Annotated in this window: 10 protein-coding genes and 2 tRNA genes; 3 read left to right on the top strand and 9 right to left on the bottom strand. The window is 67.4% G+C overall.

What is annotated here, in order from left to right:
* The 3 genes from VGV60_02275 to VGV60_02285 all read right to left on the bottom strand — a co-directional run bounded on the left by VGV60_02275 (window position 1) and on the right by VGV60_02285 (window position 977).
* Window positions 1–270 (bottom strand): hypothetical protein, encoded by a 270-nt coding sequence (locus VGV60_02275; protein ID HEV8700080.1) that lies wholly within the window; start codon window positions 268–270, stop codon window positions 1–3.
* A gap of 103 nt (window positions 271–373) precedes the next feature.
* Window positions 374–451: transfer RNA gene (locus VGV60_02280), tRNA-Glu, on the bottom strand.
* Window positions 452–521: 70 nt separating this feature from the next.
* Complete coding sequence (locus VGV60_02285) at window positions 522–977, bottom strand: GNAT family N-acetyltransferase (protein ID HEV8700081.1); 456 nt, start codon at window positions 975–977, stop codon at window positions 522–524.
* A gap of 200 nt (window positions 978–1,177) precedes the next feature.
* Between VGV60_02285 and VGV60_02290 the strand changes: the two genes are divergently transcribed.
* Window positions 1,178–2,023: a type I restriction enzyme HsdR N-terminal domain-containing protein gene (locus tag VGV60_02290; GenBank protein HEV8700082.1), complete on the top strand. Its 846-nt coding sequence runs from the start codon at window positions 1,178–1,180 to the stop codon at window positions 2,021–2,023.
* A gap of 39 nt (window positions 2,024–2,062) precedes the next feature.
* Here the strand turns inward: VGV60_02290 and VGV60_02295 are convergent.
* Window positions 2,063–2,138: transfer RNA gene (locus VGV60_02295), tRNA-Lys, on the bottom strand.
* 81 nt (window positions 2,139–2,219) lie between these two features.
* Between VGV60_02295 and VGV60_02300 the strand changes: the two genes are divergently transcribed.
* The gene (locus VGV60_02300) at window positions 2,220–3,356 is read left to right on the top strand and encodes an aromatic ring-hydroxylating dioxygenase subunit alpha (GenBank protein HEV8700083.1); all 1,137 of its coding nucleotides are present in this window, start codon (window positions 2,220–2,222) and stop codon (window positions 3,354–3,356) included.
* Here the strand turns inward: VGV60_02300 and VGV60_02305 are convergent.
* The 5 genes from VGV60_02305 to VGV60_02325 form a co-directional block, all read right to left on the bottom strand.
* Window positions 3,268–4,620: an APC family permease gene (locus VGV60_02305; protein HEV8700084.1), complete on the bottom strand. Its 1,353-nt coding sequence runs from the start codon at window positions 4,618–4,620 to the stop codon at window positions 3,268–3,270. The genes VGV60_02300 and VGV60_02305 overlap by 89 nt on opposite strands.
* A 69-nt stretch (window positions 4,621–4,689) precedes the next feature.
* The gene (locus tag VGV60_02310; GenBank protein HEV8700085.1) at window positions 4,690–13,494 is read right to left on the bottom strand and encodes a thrombospondin type 3 repeat-containing protein; all 8,805 of its coding nucleotides are present in this window, start codon (window positions 13,492–13,494) and stop codon (window positions 4,690–4,692) included.
* Window positions 13,495–13,771: 277 nt separating this feature from the next.
* The gene (locus VGV60_02315) at window positions 13,772–15,268 is read right to left on the bottom strand and encodes an aspartate aminotransferase family protein (GenBank protein ID HEV8700086.1); all 1,497 of its coding nucleotides are present in this window, start codon (window positions 15,266–15,268) and stop codon (window positions 13,772–13,774) included.
* Between the two features lie 10 nt (window positions 15,269–15,278).
* Window positions 15,279–16,829, bottom strand: a complete 1,551-nt coding sequence (locus tag VGV60_02320) for an ABC transporter substrate-binding protein/permease (GenBank protein HEV8700087.1) — start codon at window positions 16,827–16,829, stop codon at window positions 15,279–15,281.
* Window positions 16,826–17,572, bottom strand: a complete 747-nt coding sequence (locus VGV60_02325; protein HEV8700088.1) for an amino acid ABC transporter ATP-binding protein — start codon at window positions 17,570–17,572, stop codon at window positions 16,826–16,828. Before VGV60_02325 ends, VGV60_02320 begins: the two co-directional genes overlap by 4 nt.
* A 147-nt stretch (window positions 17,573–17,719) precedes the next feature.
* On the opposite strand from VGV60_02325, the gene VGV60_02330 reads away from it, so the two are divergent.
* The gene (locus tag VGV60_02330) at window positions 17,720–18,880 is read left to right on the top strand and encodes a PLP-dependent transferase (GenBank protein ID HEV8700089.1); all 1,161 of its coding nucleotides are present in this window, start codon (window positions 17,720–17,722) and stop codon (window positions 18,878–18,880) included.
* Window positions 18,881–18,891 lie beyond the last annotated feature (11 nt).

Genomic DNA, 18,891 nt, shown 5'->3' on the forward strand with positions numbered 1-18,891 from the left:
TCAGCAGGGGCTGATCTGACAGCCGCCGGCGACAGTCCTGCAGTTGTAGGGCGAGCCGGAGCTCTTGCAGCTCGGACCCCCACCCGGCCCCTTCGCGCAGGCCTTGAATTCGCAACCCGGCGCCGCCACCGCCTGGCTCGCGCCCAGGTCAGCCAGCGCCGACAGATAGGGCGTCGTCGCATTCGGCGACAGACTGCTGAAGATCGTCATGCCCGAGATGACGGCCGCCACGACAAGAACGCGAACCGCGAACTGTAATGCGCGCATCATGGCTCCTCCTCCCGCTGGCTGGCCGCCGCTGCAGACCTACCTGCCGGCGGAGACAGCGGAATCTGAAGTCATTCTAGTACTGGGGGCCGCCTGGACAACAGTCTGGCGTCCCCAACGGGATTTGAACCCGTGTTACCGCCTTGAAAGGGCGGTGTCCTAGGCCAGACTAGACGATGGGGACCCAGTGCGGCGATGCCGTGGGGCGCGGGCCGATGTGGGCGAGGAATGCTAGCCGCCGCGTCACACGGCTGTCAAGAATCGACGAGCACGAGAGTCATCATTTCCCGCTGGGTGGACGCGAAGCCGTGCCTCTCATACACTTCCCGCGCCCGCCGGTTGTCGAAGCCGACGGCCAGGTGAAGCGCGCGCCCGCCGAGATCGCGGCTGGCTCCCGAGACAAACTCGAGGACGCGCGTCCCGAGGCCCAGCCCGCGACAGCGCTCGACGATGAACAGCTCGTCAATGAACATCTCCCGGCCGCCCGCCTCGAGGCCGTAGTCGAACGTCAGGACCACGTACCCGGCAATCGCCTCGTCCTGTCGGACGAGATAGACACGCCCGAGGGCCGGATCGGCCAGCAGCGCCCGCAGCGCCGGCCCCTGCACGTCGGGGCAAAACGCCGCCCCTTCGATGGGGTAGTACTCGCGCATCATGTCGAGAATGATCGCGGCATCGCCCGGGCCGGCGGAGACATAAATTGGATCCATGTCGACGTCCTGAATCAACTTGACGGGTCGAAGCTGGGCTCCCTGCGGGAATCTTCTCCACCGGCGACTATTGTTCCACGCCGGCCCCGACAGTGATAGAGTCTTCCCACAGCAGTACATCCTTTGAATACTCTTGGACCGAAAGCGTCGCTTGGCCTATCGCCCCGGACGCGAGAGGTCTCATACCGGAGGACTCCGAGATGGCTCAGATCCCGAAGAAGATCCAAGAACGACTGTTTCGCGAAGTACCGAAGTTGCAACGCGTCCTGCAGGCGGGCAAGCACCGCGACATCAACGAATCGGACACGGGATTAATCGTGGCCGACATCCTTTCAACCGTCTTTGGTTTCGATAGGTACTCCGAAGTCACAAGCGAGATGGCGATCCGGGGGACCTATTGTGATCTTGCCGTAAAGGTCGATGGAAAGGTGCAGTACCTGGTCGAAGTCAAAGCCATCGGCCTCGATCTCAAGGACACTCATCTGAAGCAGGCCGTGGACTATGGCGCGAATCAGGGGATCCCGTATGTCGTGCTCACCAACGGCATCCTGTGGAAGATCCATCGAATCCGGTTCGAAAAGCCGATCCAGAACGATGAGATCTGCGCCTTCAATTTCCTGGAACTCAGCCCTCGCAGGGACGCGGACCAGGAGCAACTCTACCTGCTCTGCAAGGAAGGGCTGAGCAAGGCAGCGATTGAGGAATTCAGTGAGCATGTCCAGACGGTCAATCGCTTCGTCATCTCAGCGGTGCTGCTCACAGACCCGGTCGTCGACCTCATCCGTCGAGAAATGCGTCGCCTCGCCCCAGGGCTCCGCGTGGATGAAGAGGAGGTGCTGTCCATCCTGCAGAACGAAGTTCTCAAGCGCGAGGTCATCGAGGGCGCCAAGGCGCATGAGGCAATGAGCCGCGTAAAGCGCGCCGCCGGACGCTCTCTCAGGAAGGAGCGCGAGGATGAAGCGCGACAGCCTTCTGCCTCGGCCGGAACTCCGCCAATGTTGCCAGTGGCGGCAAAGCCTGGCTCAGAGCCGCAGCCTTCGCAATAAACGAGGGGCCCCTACGCTTCGTAACTTCAAGAAATTTCTTGGTGAGCCGTGCTGGACTCGAACCAGCGACCCTGTGCTTAAAAGGCACATGCTCTACCGCCTGAGCTAACGGCCCACGCCTCGAGGACGGCCGCCATTCTACATCCTTCACGCGCGGAGCCGCACGGGTGTAACATTTCCCGGCAACGGAGGGGGCATGCAGCTGGAAGCCACGCTGGCCGGCACGTTCTACTGCGATGGCGCGATCCTCGCGAAGGAATGGGAGCGGATCTTCGGCCGCACGTGGGTCTGCGCCGGACGCGAGGAGCGGGTGGCCGAGCCGGGACAGTTCATCACCCTCGAGATCGGCCGGGAGAGCGTCCTCGTCATGCGCGACCGCGAGGGGCGGCTGGGGGCCTTCTTCAACGTCTGCCGGCACCGGGGGGCGCGGCTGGTCACGGCCCCGGAAGGGCGCCTGAAGGGGGCGCTGAGCTGCCCCTACCATGCCTGGACCTACTCCCTGGACGGGCGGCTGGCCGGCACGCCGCACCTGTGGGAAAGTGCGGGGCTGCCGAGGGAGCAGTTTTCCCTCTGCCCGCTGGCGGTCGGGACGTGGGGGGGATTTGTCTTCATCAACCTGGACGCCGAGCGGGCCAGCCCTCTCCTGCAGGACCTGGGGGACCTCCCCGCCCGCCTGCGGCGCTACCCCCTGGACAGGCTGCGGATCGGCGCCCGCGCCGAGCACGAGGTGGCCTGCAACTGGAAGATCCTGGTCGAGAACTACCTGGAGTGCTACCACTGCCCCGGCGTGCACCCGGAGCTCTGTGATCTGGTGCCGCTGTATCGCAAGGGGGTCGTGGATGCGGCGGGTTCGGGAGACGTCGCCTGGTTCCGGGAGGGGGCGGTCACCTTCACTCTGGACGGCACCACGAAGCGGCCGTTCCTCACGGGGCTCAACGACGACGAGAAGCGACGGTACGACGGCGAGAGCGTCTTCCCGACGCTTCTCCTGAACGTCTTCCCGGACTATGCGCAGTACCGGATGCTCCGGCCGCTCGCTCCGGACCGCACCCGCATCGTCACCGAGTGGCTGTTCGAACCCGAGACGATGGCGCGGCCGGACTTCGACCCGGCCGACGCCATCGAGTTCATCAACCTGATAGGGCGCCAGGACTGGACCGTCTGCGAGCTCGTCCAGCAGGGGGTCGGGTCACGGTCCCACGGACACGGGGTCTTCACGCCGCAGGAGACCCACTCCGGCGCGTTCAAGCGGTGGTACCTGGAGCGCCTCGAGTCGGAGCATCCCGTCGCCCGAGAAGCGCCCGCACGGCCAGGTAGGCCAGAGGCCCGCTGACAAGCCCCAGAATCCCCGCCCAGGCCAGCCGCCTCGCTCCAATCGGCACTCCCGCCCAGCAGATCAGAAACGGCCCGATGCAGATGGCGAGGGCCCCGATCCATCCTCCCGGGACGCGGAAGCGGCGCGGCAGGTCGGGGCGCGTCCGGCGGAGCCTGAGGAACGACAGGTAGATGAGGGTGTAGATCCCCAGGTTCAGCCACTGGTTCCACACCACGATGTCCGTGAAGCTGCCGATCGTGAGGGCGATCACCGTGTAGGCCGTCCCCTCGAACAGGAGCGACACCCACGGGGCGCCGAACCGGGCGCCGATCGACGCGAACAGCGCCGGGAAACGTCCCTCCTGAGCCAGGACCAGCGGGACGCGCGTGTTGATCATGAGCGCGCCGTGGAACAGCGAGACGTTGCTGATCAGCCCGCCGATGGCAATCCAGCCGCCCAGCCATTCGCCGCCGAGCCGGAATCCCAGGGTCGAGAAGTGGTGGTCGTCCCACTGGCTGTACGCCGGATCGATCGAGAGGCCGACCAGGATCGGCAGGAGGTAGCCGAGGAACAGGGCCGGGATGGCCAGCGTGTAGGCGCGTCCGTAGGCGCGTGTCGGATCCCTGACCTCCCCCGCCACGATCGAGACCGAGTCGAGCGTGTTGTAGCACCACATCCCGTACATCAGGGAGAGGCCGAGCCCCTCGAGGGTCCCCTTGCCCGCGGCGACCAGGGGGGTCACGGCCGATGCGTGGAGCCGCGGCGTCCCGAGGAGGACGAACAGGACGAACGGCGCCAGGATGAACAGGGTGAAGCCGACCGCCAGGCCGCCGCCGGTCCGGATGCCGCGCAGGTTGATGCAGACGAAGAGCCAGATCACGAGAACCCGAAGAAGCCGCTCCTGCCAGGGGGCGATGTCGGTCACCCAGTACTTCAGGTACTCGCAGAAGAGCATCGGGTAGATCGACGTGTCGGCCAGCATCTTGATCCAGTACCACCAGGCGGTCTGGAAGCCCCAGAACTTGCCGAAGGCCAGCTCGACCCAGCGGAAGAACCCTCCCTCCTCGGGGACGGCGCTGGACAGCTCGGTGGCGACCAGGGCATGCGACAGGCCCCAGAAGACCAGGCCGACGATGAGCATCAGGACGGCGGCGCCCGGTCCGCCGTCCCTGACCATCGCCTCGAGCCCGAACGGGCCGGACGAGACGAAGACAAAGATGGTCCCGGCCAGGGTCAGGACACCCAGCCCGCGGCGCAGGCCATGCGTGGAGGAGGTGGTCACCTGGCGCGAAGCCTACCAAAAAAAAGAGGCCCTTGCGGGCCTCTTTGTCGTGCGTGTGTCTCGTTCCTTCTACGGACAGGTGGCCGCTGGCGGCGTCAGGCGGACCGTGTTGTTGACCCCGCGCCCGAGGGCCGTCTTCGCCCCCGCCGTCACGCTGCTGTGGCCGGCGAGGTAGTAGAACATGGCGTTCGGCAGCGGCTGAGACACGGCCAGCGCGATCGGGATGTCGGTCCCGACCAGCACGCCGACGCCGGTGCCGCAGGCCAGGATGGCCAGCGAGCTCAACGCCGTGTCGGGAACACCGGCCGTGGTCGACTGGCCGTCATCGGACTGCGCGCCGCTGAACGCATCGTAGCCGGACATGGTCGGCGGCTGCGGCCGCGCCGGGAAGTGCAGGGTCGTGATGCCGGTGGCGCGATCGTGCGTCAGGGTCAGGAAGACGTCCGTGCCGTCGCCCGGGTAGACCTTGATCGCGGCGCTGGCGCCCGTCGTCGTGGTGCAGGCCGGATTGCTGCTGCAACGCGCCATCACCTGGTACGAGGCATCGGCGGCCGGTGAATCCCGGAAGATCGCCTGCGCCGAGAAGTCCTGCGCGAGGACGCCGTCCTTCAGGAACCTGAACTGCACCTCGCCGTCCGAGCATCCGCCGGGGTTGGTGGTGCCGCTCGCCGACAGCTCGGCCGTCTCCCCTTTCTCGTAGATGCCGTTGCCGTTGGCGTCTGCGGCCGTCAGGCTCACGATGAAGCCCTTGTCGTTCAGGCTCGAATTGCACTTTTGATCCGGACCGGCCGGGCAGGTCGATGCCGGCGGCGTGTCTGGATCCGGCACGGGCGACGCCTGGGTGGTGATGGCTCCCGTGACCGTGATGTCATCCACCCACCAGCCGTCCTCGTTCAGGCTGTTGTTCCAGCAGGTGCCGGCGCCGCAGCCGTAGGTCTGGTAGTCCTGAGACGGGCCGTTGAGATCGAACTCCCAGCTCGAGCCAATCCAGCGGATCTGCACCCGCGCGCCGAGGTAGTTCGTCAGGTTGAACCGGGTCAGCACCCAGAGGGCGCCGCTCGGCGGCGCCAGGCTCCCCGGGACGCCCGGGCCCGGGCAGCCGTAGGTCGTGTTCGCCCCCCAGGCGTTGCCGCAGTGCGACCAGACTCCCAGCGGATAGCACATGGTCTCGTGCGTGCCGCGCGGTGCGGGATCCGCCGTGCCGGTGTCGGTCGGGGTCAGGTTGCAGTAGGTGACCCGGGCGCCGTAATGGCTCCAGACGTACGGAATGTGATCGTAGACGTTCTCGAACGGGGCCAGCTTGTCCCAGGGCCCCCAGGTGTCGCCGCTGCCCGGGGCCGGATCCGGGTTGACGTCGACGCGGATCTGCACGTCGCCGTAGTCCACCGCCGAGCCGCGCGGAACGTCGGCCTGGATGTTGTCCATCATGTCGGCGATGTGGAAGAACGACAACTGCAGGTCGCCCGCGATCGGAAGCGGCGTCAGGTTGATCGGCCTCGTGGTGAACGCCGCGAGCTCCCGGAATCCCGTGGTGTCGCCCACGCGACTGTTCGCGTCGGTGTGGCGTCCCCAATGGAGGGAGTTGTTGCCCGAATAGGCCAGCCCGCCGTTGACCGGGGTCAGCATCAAGGTGGTGTTCGACCCCACGACGTGCGTCGCCAGGCATGTCCCGGGCGGGCAGTGAATGTGCCACTGCATGTCGTTGTCCGGATCGATGATGCACCCCGGATCCAGGGGCGGGATCAGATAGCCGCCGCAGCCGATTCCGGCGAGCGAGTTCAGGCCCCCCTGGGCGCTGCCGACCGTGTACCCGATGGTGTCGTTCGGCACTCCGGTGCGCCCGTCGCTGAGGTCGACTCCGCCGCCGTCCGTATCGAGGTCGAAGTCCTCGAACACGGTCCCGGCGGCCATGCCCGGCCGCGGGGCGGGCACCTTCGTGAGCGTCACGCCGGTCGGCAGGTCCAGGTCGAGGAGGATCTGGAACCCGACTTTGCGCGCCGTTCCCAGCGCTTCGCGCGACGTGATGTTCAGCGTGAAGTCCCCCTTCGCCGGATTGGCGGCGACGACCGTCTGCGTGCTCGCCGACACGGTGAATTCGAACGGGCGGCGCTGGCCGCCGATGTTCGCCGTGTCCACGCGCTCGCCCACCGCCAGGTTGCCGACCTTCACGGACGGCTTGCTCACGCACTGGATGTCGCCCTTGTCGGCCGTGGCGACGTACAGGGTCACATCGCTCAGGGGGATCGGACCGGCGTTCCTCACGGCCATCGTCATCTCGCACTTCTCGCCGCTGTCGCAGAAGGCGTCGTGGTCGCCGTTGAGATCGTTGACCTGGACCGCCTCGACGATCAGGTTCGGGAGCACGAGCCGGCCGCAGTTGACCAGGAGGCCGAAGTTCACGACGTCGTCGGGAATGCCGTTGTTGTCGCCGTCCACCATGGCGGCGGAGTCGCAGACATCGCCGACTCCGTCGTTGTCGGCGTCGGCCTGGCGGAAGGTTCCGCCGATGATCGGCGGGTTGGCGGTCACCGGGCAGTTGTCAACGTTGTCCGGGACGACGTCCACGTCCATGTCGTCGTTGAGGCTCGAGCAGCCGCCGCTGTTGACCACGCCGGCGACCGAGCAGGTCTCCTGTGTGAGAGGCCCGCAGGTGCACTGCGCCGAGGAGCTGGTGCACACCTTGGTCGGGTCCTCTTGGCAGATGCCGGTCGAGGGGCACTGCGCCTGGGTGGTGCATTGTATCTGGCTGGATCGGCTGCACGAGCCCATCGTCAGGTCCTGCCTGTGGGCCCCGTTGCAGTCGCCGTCGCAGGCGTCGCCGATGCCGTCGACGTCCGCGTCGGCCTGCGTGGGGTTCGGGGTCCTCACGCACTTGTCGAGGCGATCGACGAATCCGTCCGCGTCGCGGTCGGAGTTCGAATCGCAGGCCGTGCCCCGGCCGCTCTGCCCCAGGGTCTGGGTGGGGTTGTACACGTCCTTGCAGTTGTCGATCTGGTTGACCACCCCGTCGAAGTCGATGTCGTCCAGATCGCAGGCATCCCCGACGCCGTCGTTGTCCGAATCCTTCTGGTCGGGGTTCGGTGTGGTCGCACCCGGACAGTTGTCGCAGATGTTGCCGATCCCGTCGCCGTCGGCGTCCGCCTGCGTCGGGTTGTAGTCGAACTTGCAGTTGTCGGCGTTGAACAGCACGCCGTCCCCGTCCAGGTTGTCGAAGTCGTTCTGGGCCACCACCCCGTCGCCGCTGCCGTCGCACTGCGGGTCCTGGTAGTAGAACTGGATCGTGGTGTCCCCGGTCGACACGAAGAGCGTCGTGTCCGAATTGAGCGCCTGGCTCACCGAGACGCTGCCGATGAAGATCCCCGACGAGGCCGGCGTCTCGGTCAGGGTGAACGACTTGATCGGATGCAGGGCCGAGACCACCCCCGTCGAGAAGGGCCGGGCGTCGCTCTCGGACGACGCGAGGACCTGGACCGTCCCTGCATTGGTGCGCTTCGGGTCGTTGACCGTCACGGTCAGGGCCTCGTTGCACTCGAACAGGGCCGTCCGATCCACCGAAAGGGTGGCGCACTGCTGTCCGGCCGGTTGGCCGGCCTGCCCGAATCTCTGGCAGGCCGGGGTGTGCGGCGGCACGAACGCCCCCTCGTCCAGCGGGTGACGCTCGTCCCACTCGAAGACGACGTCGTCGATCCCGAAGCCGTAGTCGGACGGATTGGCCGCGTCCTCCACGGTCCAGAAGCCGATCCCCAGGGCCCAGCGCACGCCCGGATTGACGTCGAACGGCGTGATCGCCGAGGTCGGGCCTCCCGGGCCGGTGACCGGCGAGGTGAATCCGCCGGCGTAGTTGATCAGGTCGAAGTCGAGGTTGCGGACCGGCCCCTCGGTGTTGTTCGTCCATCCCCCGGGGGGAGGCGGTGCGCCGGGGGTCGGGTAGGGCAATTCGTTCGACAACCCCTCCGGCATCGGCGAGCTGCTGTTCGGGTTGGTGTTCTGGGTGAAACCCGTGAATCCGAGTTCGTCGCCGCTCACGAACTGGCTCCCTCCTCCGCCGACGAGCGAATGATCGGCGTCGCCACTCAGCGGACCGAAGGTGTAGGGCAGCGCGGAGGACCCCGGATAGAAGCCCGTGCCGGTATCGGTCGCGAAGAAGCCGACCTGGTAGTCGATCCCTCCGTAGCTCTGGTCGAATTCCTGGCACATCAGGCAGTTGCCGCTGTCGTCATCGAGGTTGTTGTCGACGTTGAAGTTGGCGCCGGTGTTCTCGTTCTGGGTCTGCATCATCGTATTGAAGCCGAAGCGCTGGAACTCGGCCGTGTACGGCAGGTTGCGGCTGTCCAGCGTCTGGTGCACCTTGGCGATGATCGGCGAGATGACGAAATCCTCGACGAACTCCGAGCCCGGAGGGGTGGAGGTGTCGACGGCGGTGAGGTGGTTGTCGCACGCGCCTCCGGTTCCCGGCGTCGTGGAATCGCCGTCCCCGGTGTGCCAGATGCCGGCCCCGTTGTTCTGGAACAGGGCCAGCGGATTGTTGTCAGGGATCGCGGTCTGGAACCCGCACACGCCGGTCGAGACGTATTCCCAGGACAGGGCGCGCGCCGTCCCCGGCTTGCTCGCGGGGTGGCGGAAGCCGTTCCATCCGCCGTTGTTCAGATCGAAGTGGAACGGGGCCTTGTCGCTCCCGGGAGTGGGCCCGCTCGCCGCGAACAGCATCCCCTTGTCCAGGATGCCGTTCGGGATCAGGTCGGGCTCGTTCTGGTCCCGGGATCCGTTGTTGTTCGTGTCCTCTCCGAGGGTGTTGGTCACCAGGCCGCCGGCGGTGCCCGGGATGAACATCGAGCTCCAGGTCAGGTCTTCGTCCGGCAGCACGATTCCCAGGAACGGGTCCGTCGTGTCGGCGCGGTCGATCTGGAGATTGCGGTTGAAGTCCCGGATCTCGCGCACGCCTCCCTGCGGGTAATCGGTCGAATAGTGGAACGTCTCGTAGTCGGAATTGATGGCGTGCCGGAAGCTGAAGGTCTGGCGCGGCAGCTGGATCCTGCCGGAAGAGGCCTGCAGCGTCAGCTTCATGTCCACCAGGCGATTCGCGACCGCGAGCGCGTTGGCGGTCGGCGCATCGATCCGCAGGGCGAACGTCGCCGCGCTGATCTGGCCTCCCGGAATCCGCCCGATCGACTGGGGCGAATTCAGGATGCGGACGGCGGCGGCTCCGGGGCCGCTCGCCGTCAGGGTCGCGGTCACGTCGGAGTAGTCATGGTCCATGTTCGTGTTGACGAACGTCACCGAGTAGGTGAGGTTCTCGCCGGCGTCCAGGAACTGGTCCTGATCGCAGCCCCCTCCGATGAACGCCTGCTGGGTGTAATCCTCGTTCTCGATCGTGAAGCGCCAGGCGACCAGGTTCGGCGCGCAGGAGATGCGGGCCGAAGCCGACGCGTCGCGCGGCGAGTCGGTGTAGCGCACGCGCACCGAGTACGGCTCGTCGCTCGTGTTCCCGTTCGTCTCCAGGATGCCGTTGTTCTGGACGGCGGGGAGCCCTTCGCGCAAAGGCAGACGCGGCGAGGAGTAGGCGTTGCTCGATCCGGCGGTGAACCCGAAGCCACGCTCGGAGTCCACCACGGTGCCGTTCTTCGTGACCACCTCGAAGGTCGAGGCGGCGGCCACGGCCGTGGCGTTCGTGCCGAGATCGAAGATCGTGGCGGTGACGTCGTCCGCGCAGCCGTACAGGCTCCGGTCCAGCCGGGCCGTCGAGGCCGGGAACGTGCGGGAGGTCCCGCCGATGGTCTGCGTGCCGATCCCCTGGATCGGACCGGCCAGGATCAGGCCGTAGGGCTGGCCGTTCGAGTCGAGGAGCGTGTCGCCGTCCGTGTCCTCCCCGGGATCCAGGCGGAAGTTGGCGGGGTTGGTGTCCTCGTTCGCGCCCGTGATCACCGTGATCTGCCCGGGAGTTGCCCCGCCGGTTCCGCGCTTCACGCGCACCTTCCACATGCCGGTGTAGAGCTGCGAATCGGCCGGACTGCCGTCCCCGTTCGGGTCGGCCGACAGGTGCACCGCCTCGATCGGGTTCCGCCGATCGCCGATGTCCGTGACCCCCACGGCCCGCCCCTGGCTCCACTGGCCCCGCTTCACGCCGCCGAGCATGTAGTTGTTGCCGTCATAGACGATGTTGTCGCCGGTCAGGTTGATGTTGTGGTCGGGACCGGGGGATTCGACCTCGAGATCGAGGTCGTTGATGAGGGAGCCCGCGCTGGCCGCGACGCTCGGCGGATCGCTCCAGGCCACAGCGATGCGCAGCTGGCCGCGGCTCACCAGCCCGCCGGTGCCGGACGGAATGGTGCTGTCGGAATCGACCATGAAGTTGTGCTCGATCAGCGTCGTGGTATTGTTGATCGGCGGCTCGCCGGTCGCGACGTTGTCGTAGATCAGCAGGCCGACCGCCGGATACTCGATGGTGTTCGGCGCGCCGATTCCTTTCCCCGCCGGCCAGTTCGCCAGCGGCAGGATGGAGCTCAGCACGGGACGCCCGTACCCCTGCTCGTTGTTGCCGATGACGCCGACGGAGGTGCCGCTGACCGTGCCCATATTGGTGGCGCGCGTGAAGGCCAGGGTCTGATCGTTGATGGTGGGGAACTCCGCGTCGATCTCCTCGAGGAAATTCGCCGACGCGGCGACCGCCGCCTTCACCAGGGAGCCCGAGACGTTGGCCACGCGGTCCGTCGTCACGCGCGAACCGGTCGGGTAGAAGCCCTGCGCGAAGTAGTCGCGCACGAGGGCCGCGACGCCCGCGACCTCGGCGGCGGCGTACGAAGTCCCGAAGTTCGCGTCGTCCAGGATGGCGTCGACCGGCTGGGCGGAGTCGTTGTCGCGGCTCCTCCAGACGGCGTGGGACACGGTGTTGGGTCCGAAGAAGAAGCCGGTGATGTCCGCACCGACGCCGACGACGATCGGCGCGGTGCGCAGCGATCCCGCGGTGGCCGGTCCCTTGGAGGAGAAGTTCAGGATGTTCTCCTCCAGGTTCATGGTGAAGGCGGTCAGCACGTCCTGGAAGTGGCCGCCGACCGAGACCAGGTTCTTCGCGGTCGAGGGGGGCGACACCTGCATCGGGGCGATCGCGTTCGGGTCGTTGTCGGCCGCGGTCCCGTCGAACAGATCCGGATACTGATTGCGCGCCGCGCCGTTGAACGAAGAGAAGAACTGCTGGCCCTTCAGCGTACCCTGGTTGCCGACCGGCGCGAACACCATGTAATCGCGGTTGTTCACCAGGAACTTGTCGATGTCCCGGGCTTCCTGCGGGTAGGTGCCGTCGGTGGTCGGGTTCGAGAGGAACAAATCGAAGTTGGGGGTGCCGAACGGCAGGACGTGCAGGTGCGCGTCCCCCTCGCCGCCGACGACGCCGTTGCAGGCGCCGGCACCGGCCCCTGACCGCGGGCAGATGGCCAGCTGAAGGCGGGTCTCGATCGATCCGGGAACCACGTTGCCTCCGCGCTCCAGGAGTTCGTTGATGATGCACAGGTCGGACGTCGCGGCGTCCTGCATGATGATGCGCGCGCCCTTGGCCACGCCGTCCATCTCCAGGTTGTCCACCCGCGGCCGGATGTTGTAGGTGTGCTTCGACACGCGCGCGCCGACCACCGACCCGTCTCCCGCGATGATCCCGGCCACCACATTGCCGTGCGTGCCGCTGCCCGAAAGGGTCCCGTCACACGACGTGCCGTTGTCCCCAGCGTTCTGGATCGAGTGGACCTTGCGGTGGTTCGTGGCGGGGTAAGCGTGCGACAGATCGAACACCTGCGTCGCCGTCTGCGAGAACTGCACCGAGTCGCCGGAGATGCCGTTGTCGGTCACCGTGACGATCTGGGGCGGCACCTGGTCGGTGCCGTTGTTCACCCGCTCGCCGTTGAGGTTCGTGTCGATGCCGCCGCCGTCGATCCCGGCGTCGTGGTACGGCTTCTGGAACGGCAGGTTTTCCTTGAGGTTGCCGACCATCGCGGTCGTCGGGGTTTCGGTGTTCGACAGCAGGAATTCGGCGCGTTCGTAGATGAAACTCACGCGGCTCTTCCGGGCGAGCTGGGCGATCTTCGAGTGGGGCACGGTCGCCTCGTACGACAGGCCATCGAGCGAGTACTGGGCCGCCCGGCCGGGGCCCGCCACCTGCTCGACCGTGCGCCGCGCCTCGTCCGGATCCGTGCCGCGGAAGAAGTTCACGATCACGTCCAGATCCGGGCTCAGGGCCCTCGATTTCTGCAGCATCGGAGTCCGCCCGAGCCTCGGATCGATGCGGAAGAAGGCCTCCCACGGAAGGGCCGCCTCGACGAAACCGGCGCGCGCCAGGGCCTCTTCGGCGCCCGCCGGGACCTCGACCAGAAGCGATCGGCTTTCCAGCGCATCGTGGACCCGCAGGCCGAGCTTCTTGAGATCCTCACCGAGCTCGTCCATGGTCCGGGTGCTCAGAGCCGCTTCGCTCAACTGGATGGCGTTGAACCCTGTGGCGATCTCGCCGCGCCTCCCCTGCCCGGTCAGCCGGCGGCCGGCGGCTCCCGCCAGCTCCGGCACACGGGCCCGCAGTTCCCCGATCGAGGCGGGATCGACGAACCCGAGCGGCGTCTCGATCATCCGGTGTCGCTGGCCCGGGGAGACGTCCCAGCGGGCCTCGAGCCCCGCGAGCGGCGAGCGGCCCTGCGGCCTCTCGAACACCGACGGCTGCTGGAGCTTGCGAGCGACCTCGAACTCGGCCGTCTGCCGGGTGAATTCACGCTCCTGGGCGGGCCTCGACTGGTCGCGCGCGGCCCAAGTGGCGAGGCTGAAGAGCGCGAGCGCGCCGCAGACCGCAACCGACGCGAGCACCACGCTGGCCAGGGATCGTCGCTTAAGGCTGGAACCCATGGGAACCTCCCTCTTTACGTGAGCGGAGAAAGAGCGATGTAGGCTCGGGGGGAAACGAGTCTGTTTCCAGTAGTCTTGGCACTCAGTATGACCATGACAGGGCCGGCGCAGACAAGCGCATCCACGGCTCGCGCGGCTGCCACCGCCCGTCTCGTCAATTCATGTACGGTGAAACGCTCCCGGAGTCAACTTCAATCCATCTTCAGGGACTGCTTCGGCTTCCGGAAGCCTGACCCGGTCCGGCCGAGAAGGCCTGCCAGGAGCGCGGTTCAGGGCCTCAGAATCGCAGCGAGGAGGCCGTCATTTGGATGTGCCCCAGGACGGCGTCCACGTCCTCCCGGCGGGTGAGGTAATTGAACACGCCGAAACGGAAGTAGACGATCCGCCCCATCGCGATGGTCGGGAACCAGGCGAATCCGCCCTTCTCGACCGTCTGCTGGATGCGGACCTGGGCACGGTTCAGCCGGTCCCGCACGGCGGGGCGCTGCAGGGTTCCGGCCGGGGCTCTTCTCGCCCAACCCGGCAGGTAGCGAAAGCAGACGCTGGCGCACTCCATGGGCGCCGGAAACGGCTCGAAGCAGTCCGATTCCCGCACCCGTCGCTCGAGGTGCCCGGCGACGTCCATGGTCCGGTCGACCAGACGTCCCAGGCCCCGGCGTCCCAGCGTCTTGAGGGTGAACCAGAGCTTCAGGCCGCGGAACGGTCGCGACCCCTCGAGCGAATAATGATAGAAATCGAGCCGCTCGGGTTCCGCCTCGAGCGCCTTCTTCAGGTAACCCGGCTCGATCCGGAAGCTGTCGTTCAGGGCCCGGCCGTTTCTGACGAAGAGCCCGCCCAGGCTGAACGGCTGGAACAGCCACTTGTGCGGGTCGATGGTGACACTGTCGGCCTGCTCGATGCCGCCGAGCCGCTCGCGGTACCGGTCGGAGACCAGGAACGCCCCTCCGTAGGCCGCGTCCACATGGAAATGCAGGCGATGCGCACGCGCCACCCGGGCCGTGGCTCGCAGCGGATCGATGTGTCCGGTGTTGGTGGTCCCGGCGGTCGCCACGACCGCCATCGGCACCAGCCGGCGGGAGCGGTCTTTGCGAATCGCCTCGTCCAGCCGATCGGGGCGCATCTTCATCCGCCCGTCGACCGCGATGCGCACCAGGGCGTCCTCCCCCAGTCCGAGCAGGTCGAGGGAGCGGGCGACGGAAAAGTGCGCCTGGTCCGAGGCGTACACCCGGAGCCTTCCGACCAGACGGGACGACAGTCCGTGCCGTCTCGCTCCGATCCCCGAAACGCGATCGCGCGCCATCTTGAGCGCGATGGTGTTGGCCACCCCTCCCCCGCTGGTGAACACGCCGAAGGCCTTCGGCCCGAACCCGATCCGGTCGTTCATCCAGCGGATCAGCCGCATTTCGAGGTGCGTGGCGGCTGGGGCGGCCTTCCAGGCGTCGACCGACTGGTTCAGGAAGGCGGCCGGCAGTTCCGCGAAGGCCGCCACCGGCAGGGGCGCGGGGTTGAACAGGCCGAAGATTCTCGGGTGGGACATGTGCATCGAATGACGGAAGATCGTGCGGCGGCACTCCTCGAGCACCCGCTCCGGGCTCCGGCCGCGCTCGGGGAGCGGCTCGTCGAACAGTCGGTCGAGGTCGGCGATCGAGGCGCCACTGTACGTCGGGCGCGCCCCTCCGTAGATGTGATCGAGGGTGACCGCGAGAAGCCTCCGGCCGTAACGGCCGGCGCGTCGTCGCGTCGGAAGGAGCCCATCCTCGGAGCGTCGTCTCAAGGCGTGGACCTCAATCCATCGCCGGCTTCGATCCGATCCCGAGCCAGCGCCGGCGCGCGGCGGTCGGAGTCTTGCCTTCGACGCTCATCCTGGCCTCGGTCCAGCGCGCCAGGCGGACGAACGGCAGCCCGAGGAGGAAGTAGATGGCCGCCGTCAGCAGGCCGATCCCGATGTAGTCGTAATAGGTCGAGGCGAGCTGTCCGTAGACCTTGGTGAGCTCGACCATGGTGATCACCGAGACGATCGACGAGTCCTTGAACAGGGCGATGAAGTCGTTGGTGACCGGCGGGATGACCAGGCGCACGGCCTGCGGGACGATCACGTGGCGCAGCGCCTGCCACTGGGTCATCCCGAGCGACAGCGCCGCCTCGCTCTGGGGCCGTGGAATCGACTGGATGCCGGCGCGGTAGTTCTCCGCCTCGTACGCGGCGTAGTTGAGCCCGAGCCCCGTGACCGCGGCCAGCAGGGGGGTCAGGCGGATGCCGATGTTCGGCAGGCCATAGAAGATGAGGTACAGCTGGATCAGGAGCGGCGTGCCGCGGAACAGCTCGACATAGGCCCGAGAGGCCCAGGCGACCGGGCGCGGTCCGTAGAGATACAGGAGGGCGATCGCGAGTCCCAGGGCCACCGCCATCGCCATCCCGGTCACCGAGATCAGCAGGGTCATCGCGGCGCCCCGTCCCAGGAGCGGAAGGTAGCCGGCATACTGGCGCAAGCGCTCGCGCCAGGGCCGCACGACCGACACGGCCGCCTTGAACTCCTCGTAGCCGTTGGGGCGCTCCGCCTGGCTCTTGAACAGGCTCTCCGTCTCCGAGTTCCAGAGCCCCCATCGGTCGTAGATCCCCCGCAGCGTCCCGTCGCCGGCCAGCTTCAGGAGCGCCTCGTCGAGCTCGTTCAGAAACAGCGAGTCGCCGGGCCTCACTCCGATGCCGTACTCCAGGTGGCCGATCGGGGGCCCGGTGAACTTGAGTGCCGGGTTCGGCTTGCCGTAGTAGAGGGCGATCGGCCAGTCCATCAGGACCGCCTCGAGGCGGCCATTGGCCAGGTCCTCGTAGGCGTTGATCTGCCCTTCGTAGCTGCGGACGTCGATGCCGCCCAACTTGTCCAGGATTCTCTGCGCGAGCGAGAACTTCAGCGTGCCGACCGTGCGCCCCTTCAGATCGTCGAGATCGCGGATGGCCTTTTCTTCGCGGCGCACGCTCAGCTGTTCGGCCGTGGCGTAGTACGGGATGGTGAACCGGATGACCTGCTCCCGGTCCGGCGTGATCTCCAGACCGTTCAGCGCGATGTCGTAGTTGTTCCGCAGGAGGCCGGGGATCAGCCCGTCCCACTGGTTCTGCACGAACACCGCCGGTCGGCCCAGCGTCCGCCCCAGCCCCTCGGCAAGCTCCACCTCGAACCCGACGATGCGCGAGGGGTTCTTCGGATCCTGGAAGACATAGGGGGCGCCCCCTTCCGAATCGGCGCCCCAGCGCAGCGGCTCCGCCGAAGGGGTCGGGGGTGCGGCCAGGGCGAAGGCGCCGGACAGGAGGAGGGCGGCGCCTGCGAGGACGGCCCTCACAGGAAGCTCTTGAGGAACTCGCGCGTTCTCGGGTCGCGCGGCGCGGTGAACAGGGTCGCGGGCGGCCCCGACTCGACCACGAGCCCCTCGTGCATGAACAGGATGATGTCCGCAACGTCCCGGGCGAAGCGCATCTCGTGCGTCACCACCACCTGGGTCATCCCCTCGTCGTGAAGCTGCCGCATGATCAGAAGCACCTCGTTCACCAGCGTCGGATCGAGGGACGAGGTCGGCTCGTCGTAGAGCACCGCGATGGGCGACATGGCCAGGGCGCGGGCGATGGCGGCGCGCTGCTGCTGGCCTCCGGACAGCTGCGCGGGGTAGTAGTCGAGGCGATCCCCGAGCCCGACCTTGCCCAGGAGCTCCCGCGCCCTCGCCCGCGCCTCGTCCCGGCGCACTTTCTTGACGACGGTCGGAGCCAGCGCGGCGTTCTCGAGGGCGGTCAGGTGCGGGAACAGGTTGAAGCTCTGGAACACCATGCCGACCTCCTCGCGCAGGCGCCGCAGCCGCGGCTTCAGATCGTGCGGGAAGCGGCCGTCGTGCCGCTCGAGGGTCACGTCGCCGATCGTCACCCGCCCGTGGTCGAGGAGCTCCAGGCCGTTCAGGCAGCGCAGCAGCGTCGACTTGCCGCAGCCGGACGGACCGATGATCACCACCAGCGCCCCCTCGGGAACCGAGAAGGTCACGCCGCGCACCGCCCGGGCCTCACCGAAGCTCTTGCGCACGTCCTCGAGGACGATCAGGTCGCGCCCGGGTCCACCCACCCTCCCCTCCTCTCCTCTCGTCGGCCGGAGCGCATCGCGCGGGCCGCTTTTCATTTCGGGGACGGAAGGCTAGCATGGCGGGGCCGGCGGAGGAAGGTCGGAGGGCAAACCGGGCAAGGAGGCCTCATGGACAAGTCGGGATACAGGATGGAAACCCTCGCGGTGCACTCGGGTGAGCGGCGGCCGGGGCCGGAAGGCTCGGTGGTGTTCCCGATTTACCAGGGAACGGTCTACTCGTTCGAGCCGGGGACCGACTATCACGACATTCGCTACATCCGGCTGAACAGCACCCCTTCCCAGCGCTACCTTCACGACAGGCTGGCGGCGCTGGAGGGGGCGGAGGCCGCGGTGGCGACCTCCTCGGGGATGGCGGCGGTGACCGCGATCCTGCTCGCCTTCCTGAAGAAGGGAGACCACCTGCTGGCGGGAAACTGCCTCTACGGCGGGACGCACGACTTTCTCACCCGACATGCCGAGGACCTGGGACTGAGCCATACCTTCGTGGACGATCAGAGACCCGACACCTGGAAGGCTGCGGCGCGCCCCAACACCCGCCTCTTCCTGGTCGAGACGATCACCAACCCGCTGATGCGCGTGCCGCGGCTCGAGGAGGTCGTCGCGTTCGCCCGCTCGGAGCGGTTGATCACGGTGATCGACAACACCTTCGCGAGCCCGGTCAATTTCCGGCCGCTGGACCGGGGGTTCGACGTGTCGTTTCACAGTGCCACCAAGTACCTGAACGGCCATTCCGATCTCGTGGCCGGCTGCGTTCTCGGAAGCCGGGAGCACGTCGACCGCGTGCGCCGCACGCTCAACCTCTACGGAGGCACCCTCGACCCGCATGCCGGCTTCCTCCTGGCGCGCGGCACCAAGACACTGGCCCTCCGCGTCCGGGCCCAGAACGCCAACGCCCTTGCCTTGGCGCGCTTCCTGGCGCAGAGCCCCAAGGTGAAGGAGGTGAATTACGCCGGCCTGGAGAGCCACCCCGATCACGCCCACGCCCGCAGGCTTCTGTCGGGGTTCGGGGGGATGCTCAGCCTGCGTCTCAATGGGGGCGCCGGGGCGGCCGGGCGGCTCATCGGGGAGGTCAGGATTCCCTACTGCGCGCCGAGCCTCGGCGGCGTTGAAACCCTGATCGTCCAGCCGGCCCGGACCTCGCACGCCGGCATGCGCCCCGAGGATCGGGAGCGCCTGGGGGTCACCGACGATCTGGTCCGGGTGAGCTGTGGCATCGAGGCCGCGGAGGATCTGGTCGAGGACTTCCGGCAGGCCCTGGACAGGATCTAGGAGCCCGTCCG

The organism is Candidatus Polarisedimenticolia bacterium (assembly GCA_036001465.1).
Lineage (GTDB): Bacteria > Acidobacteriota > Polarisedimenticolia > Gp22-AA2 > Gp22-AA2 > Gp22-AA3.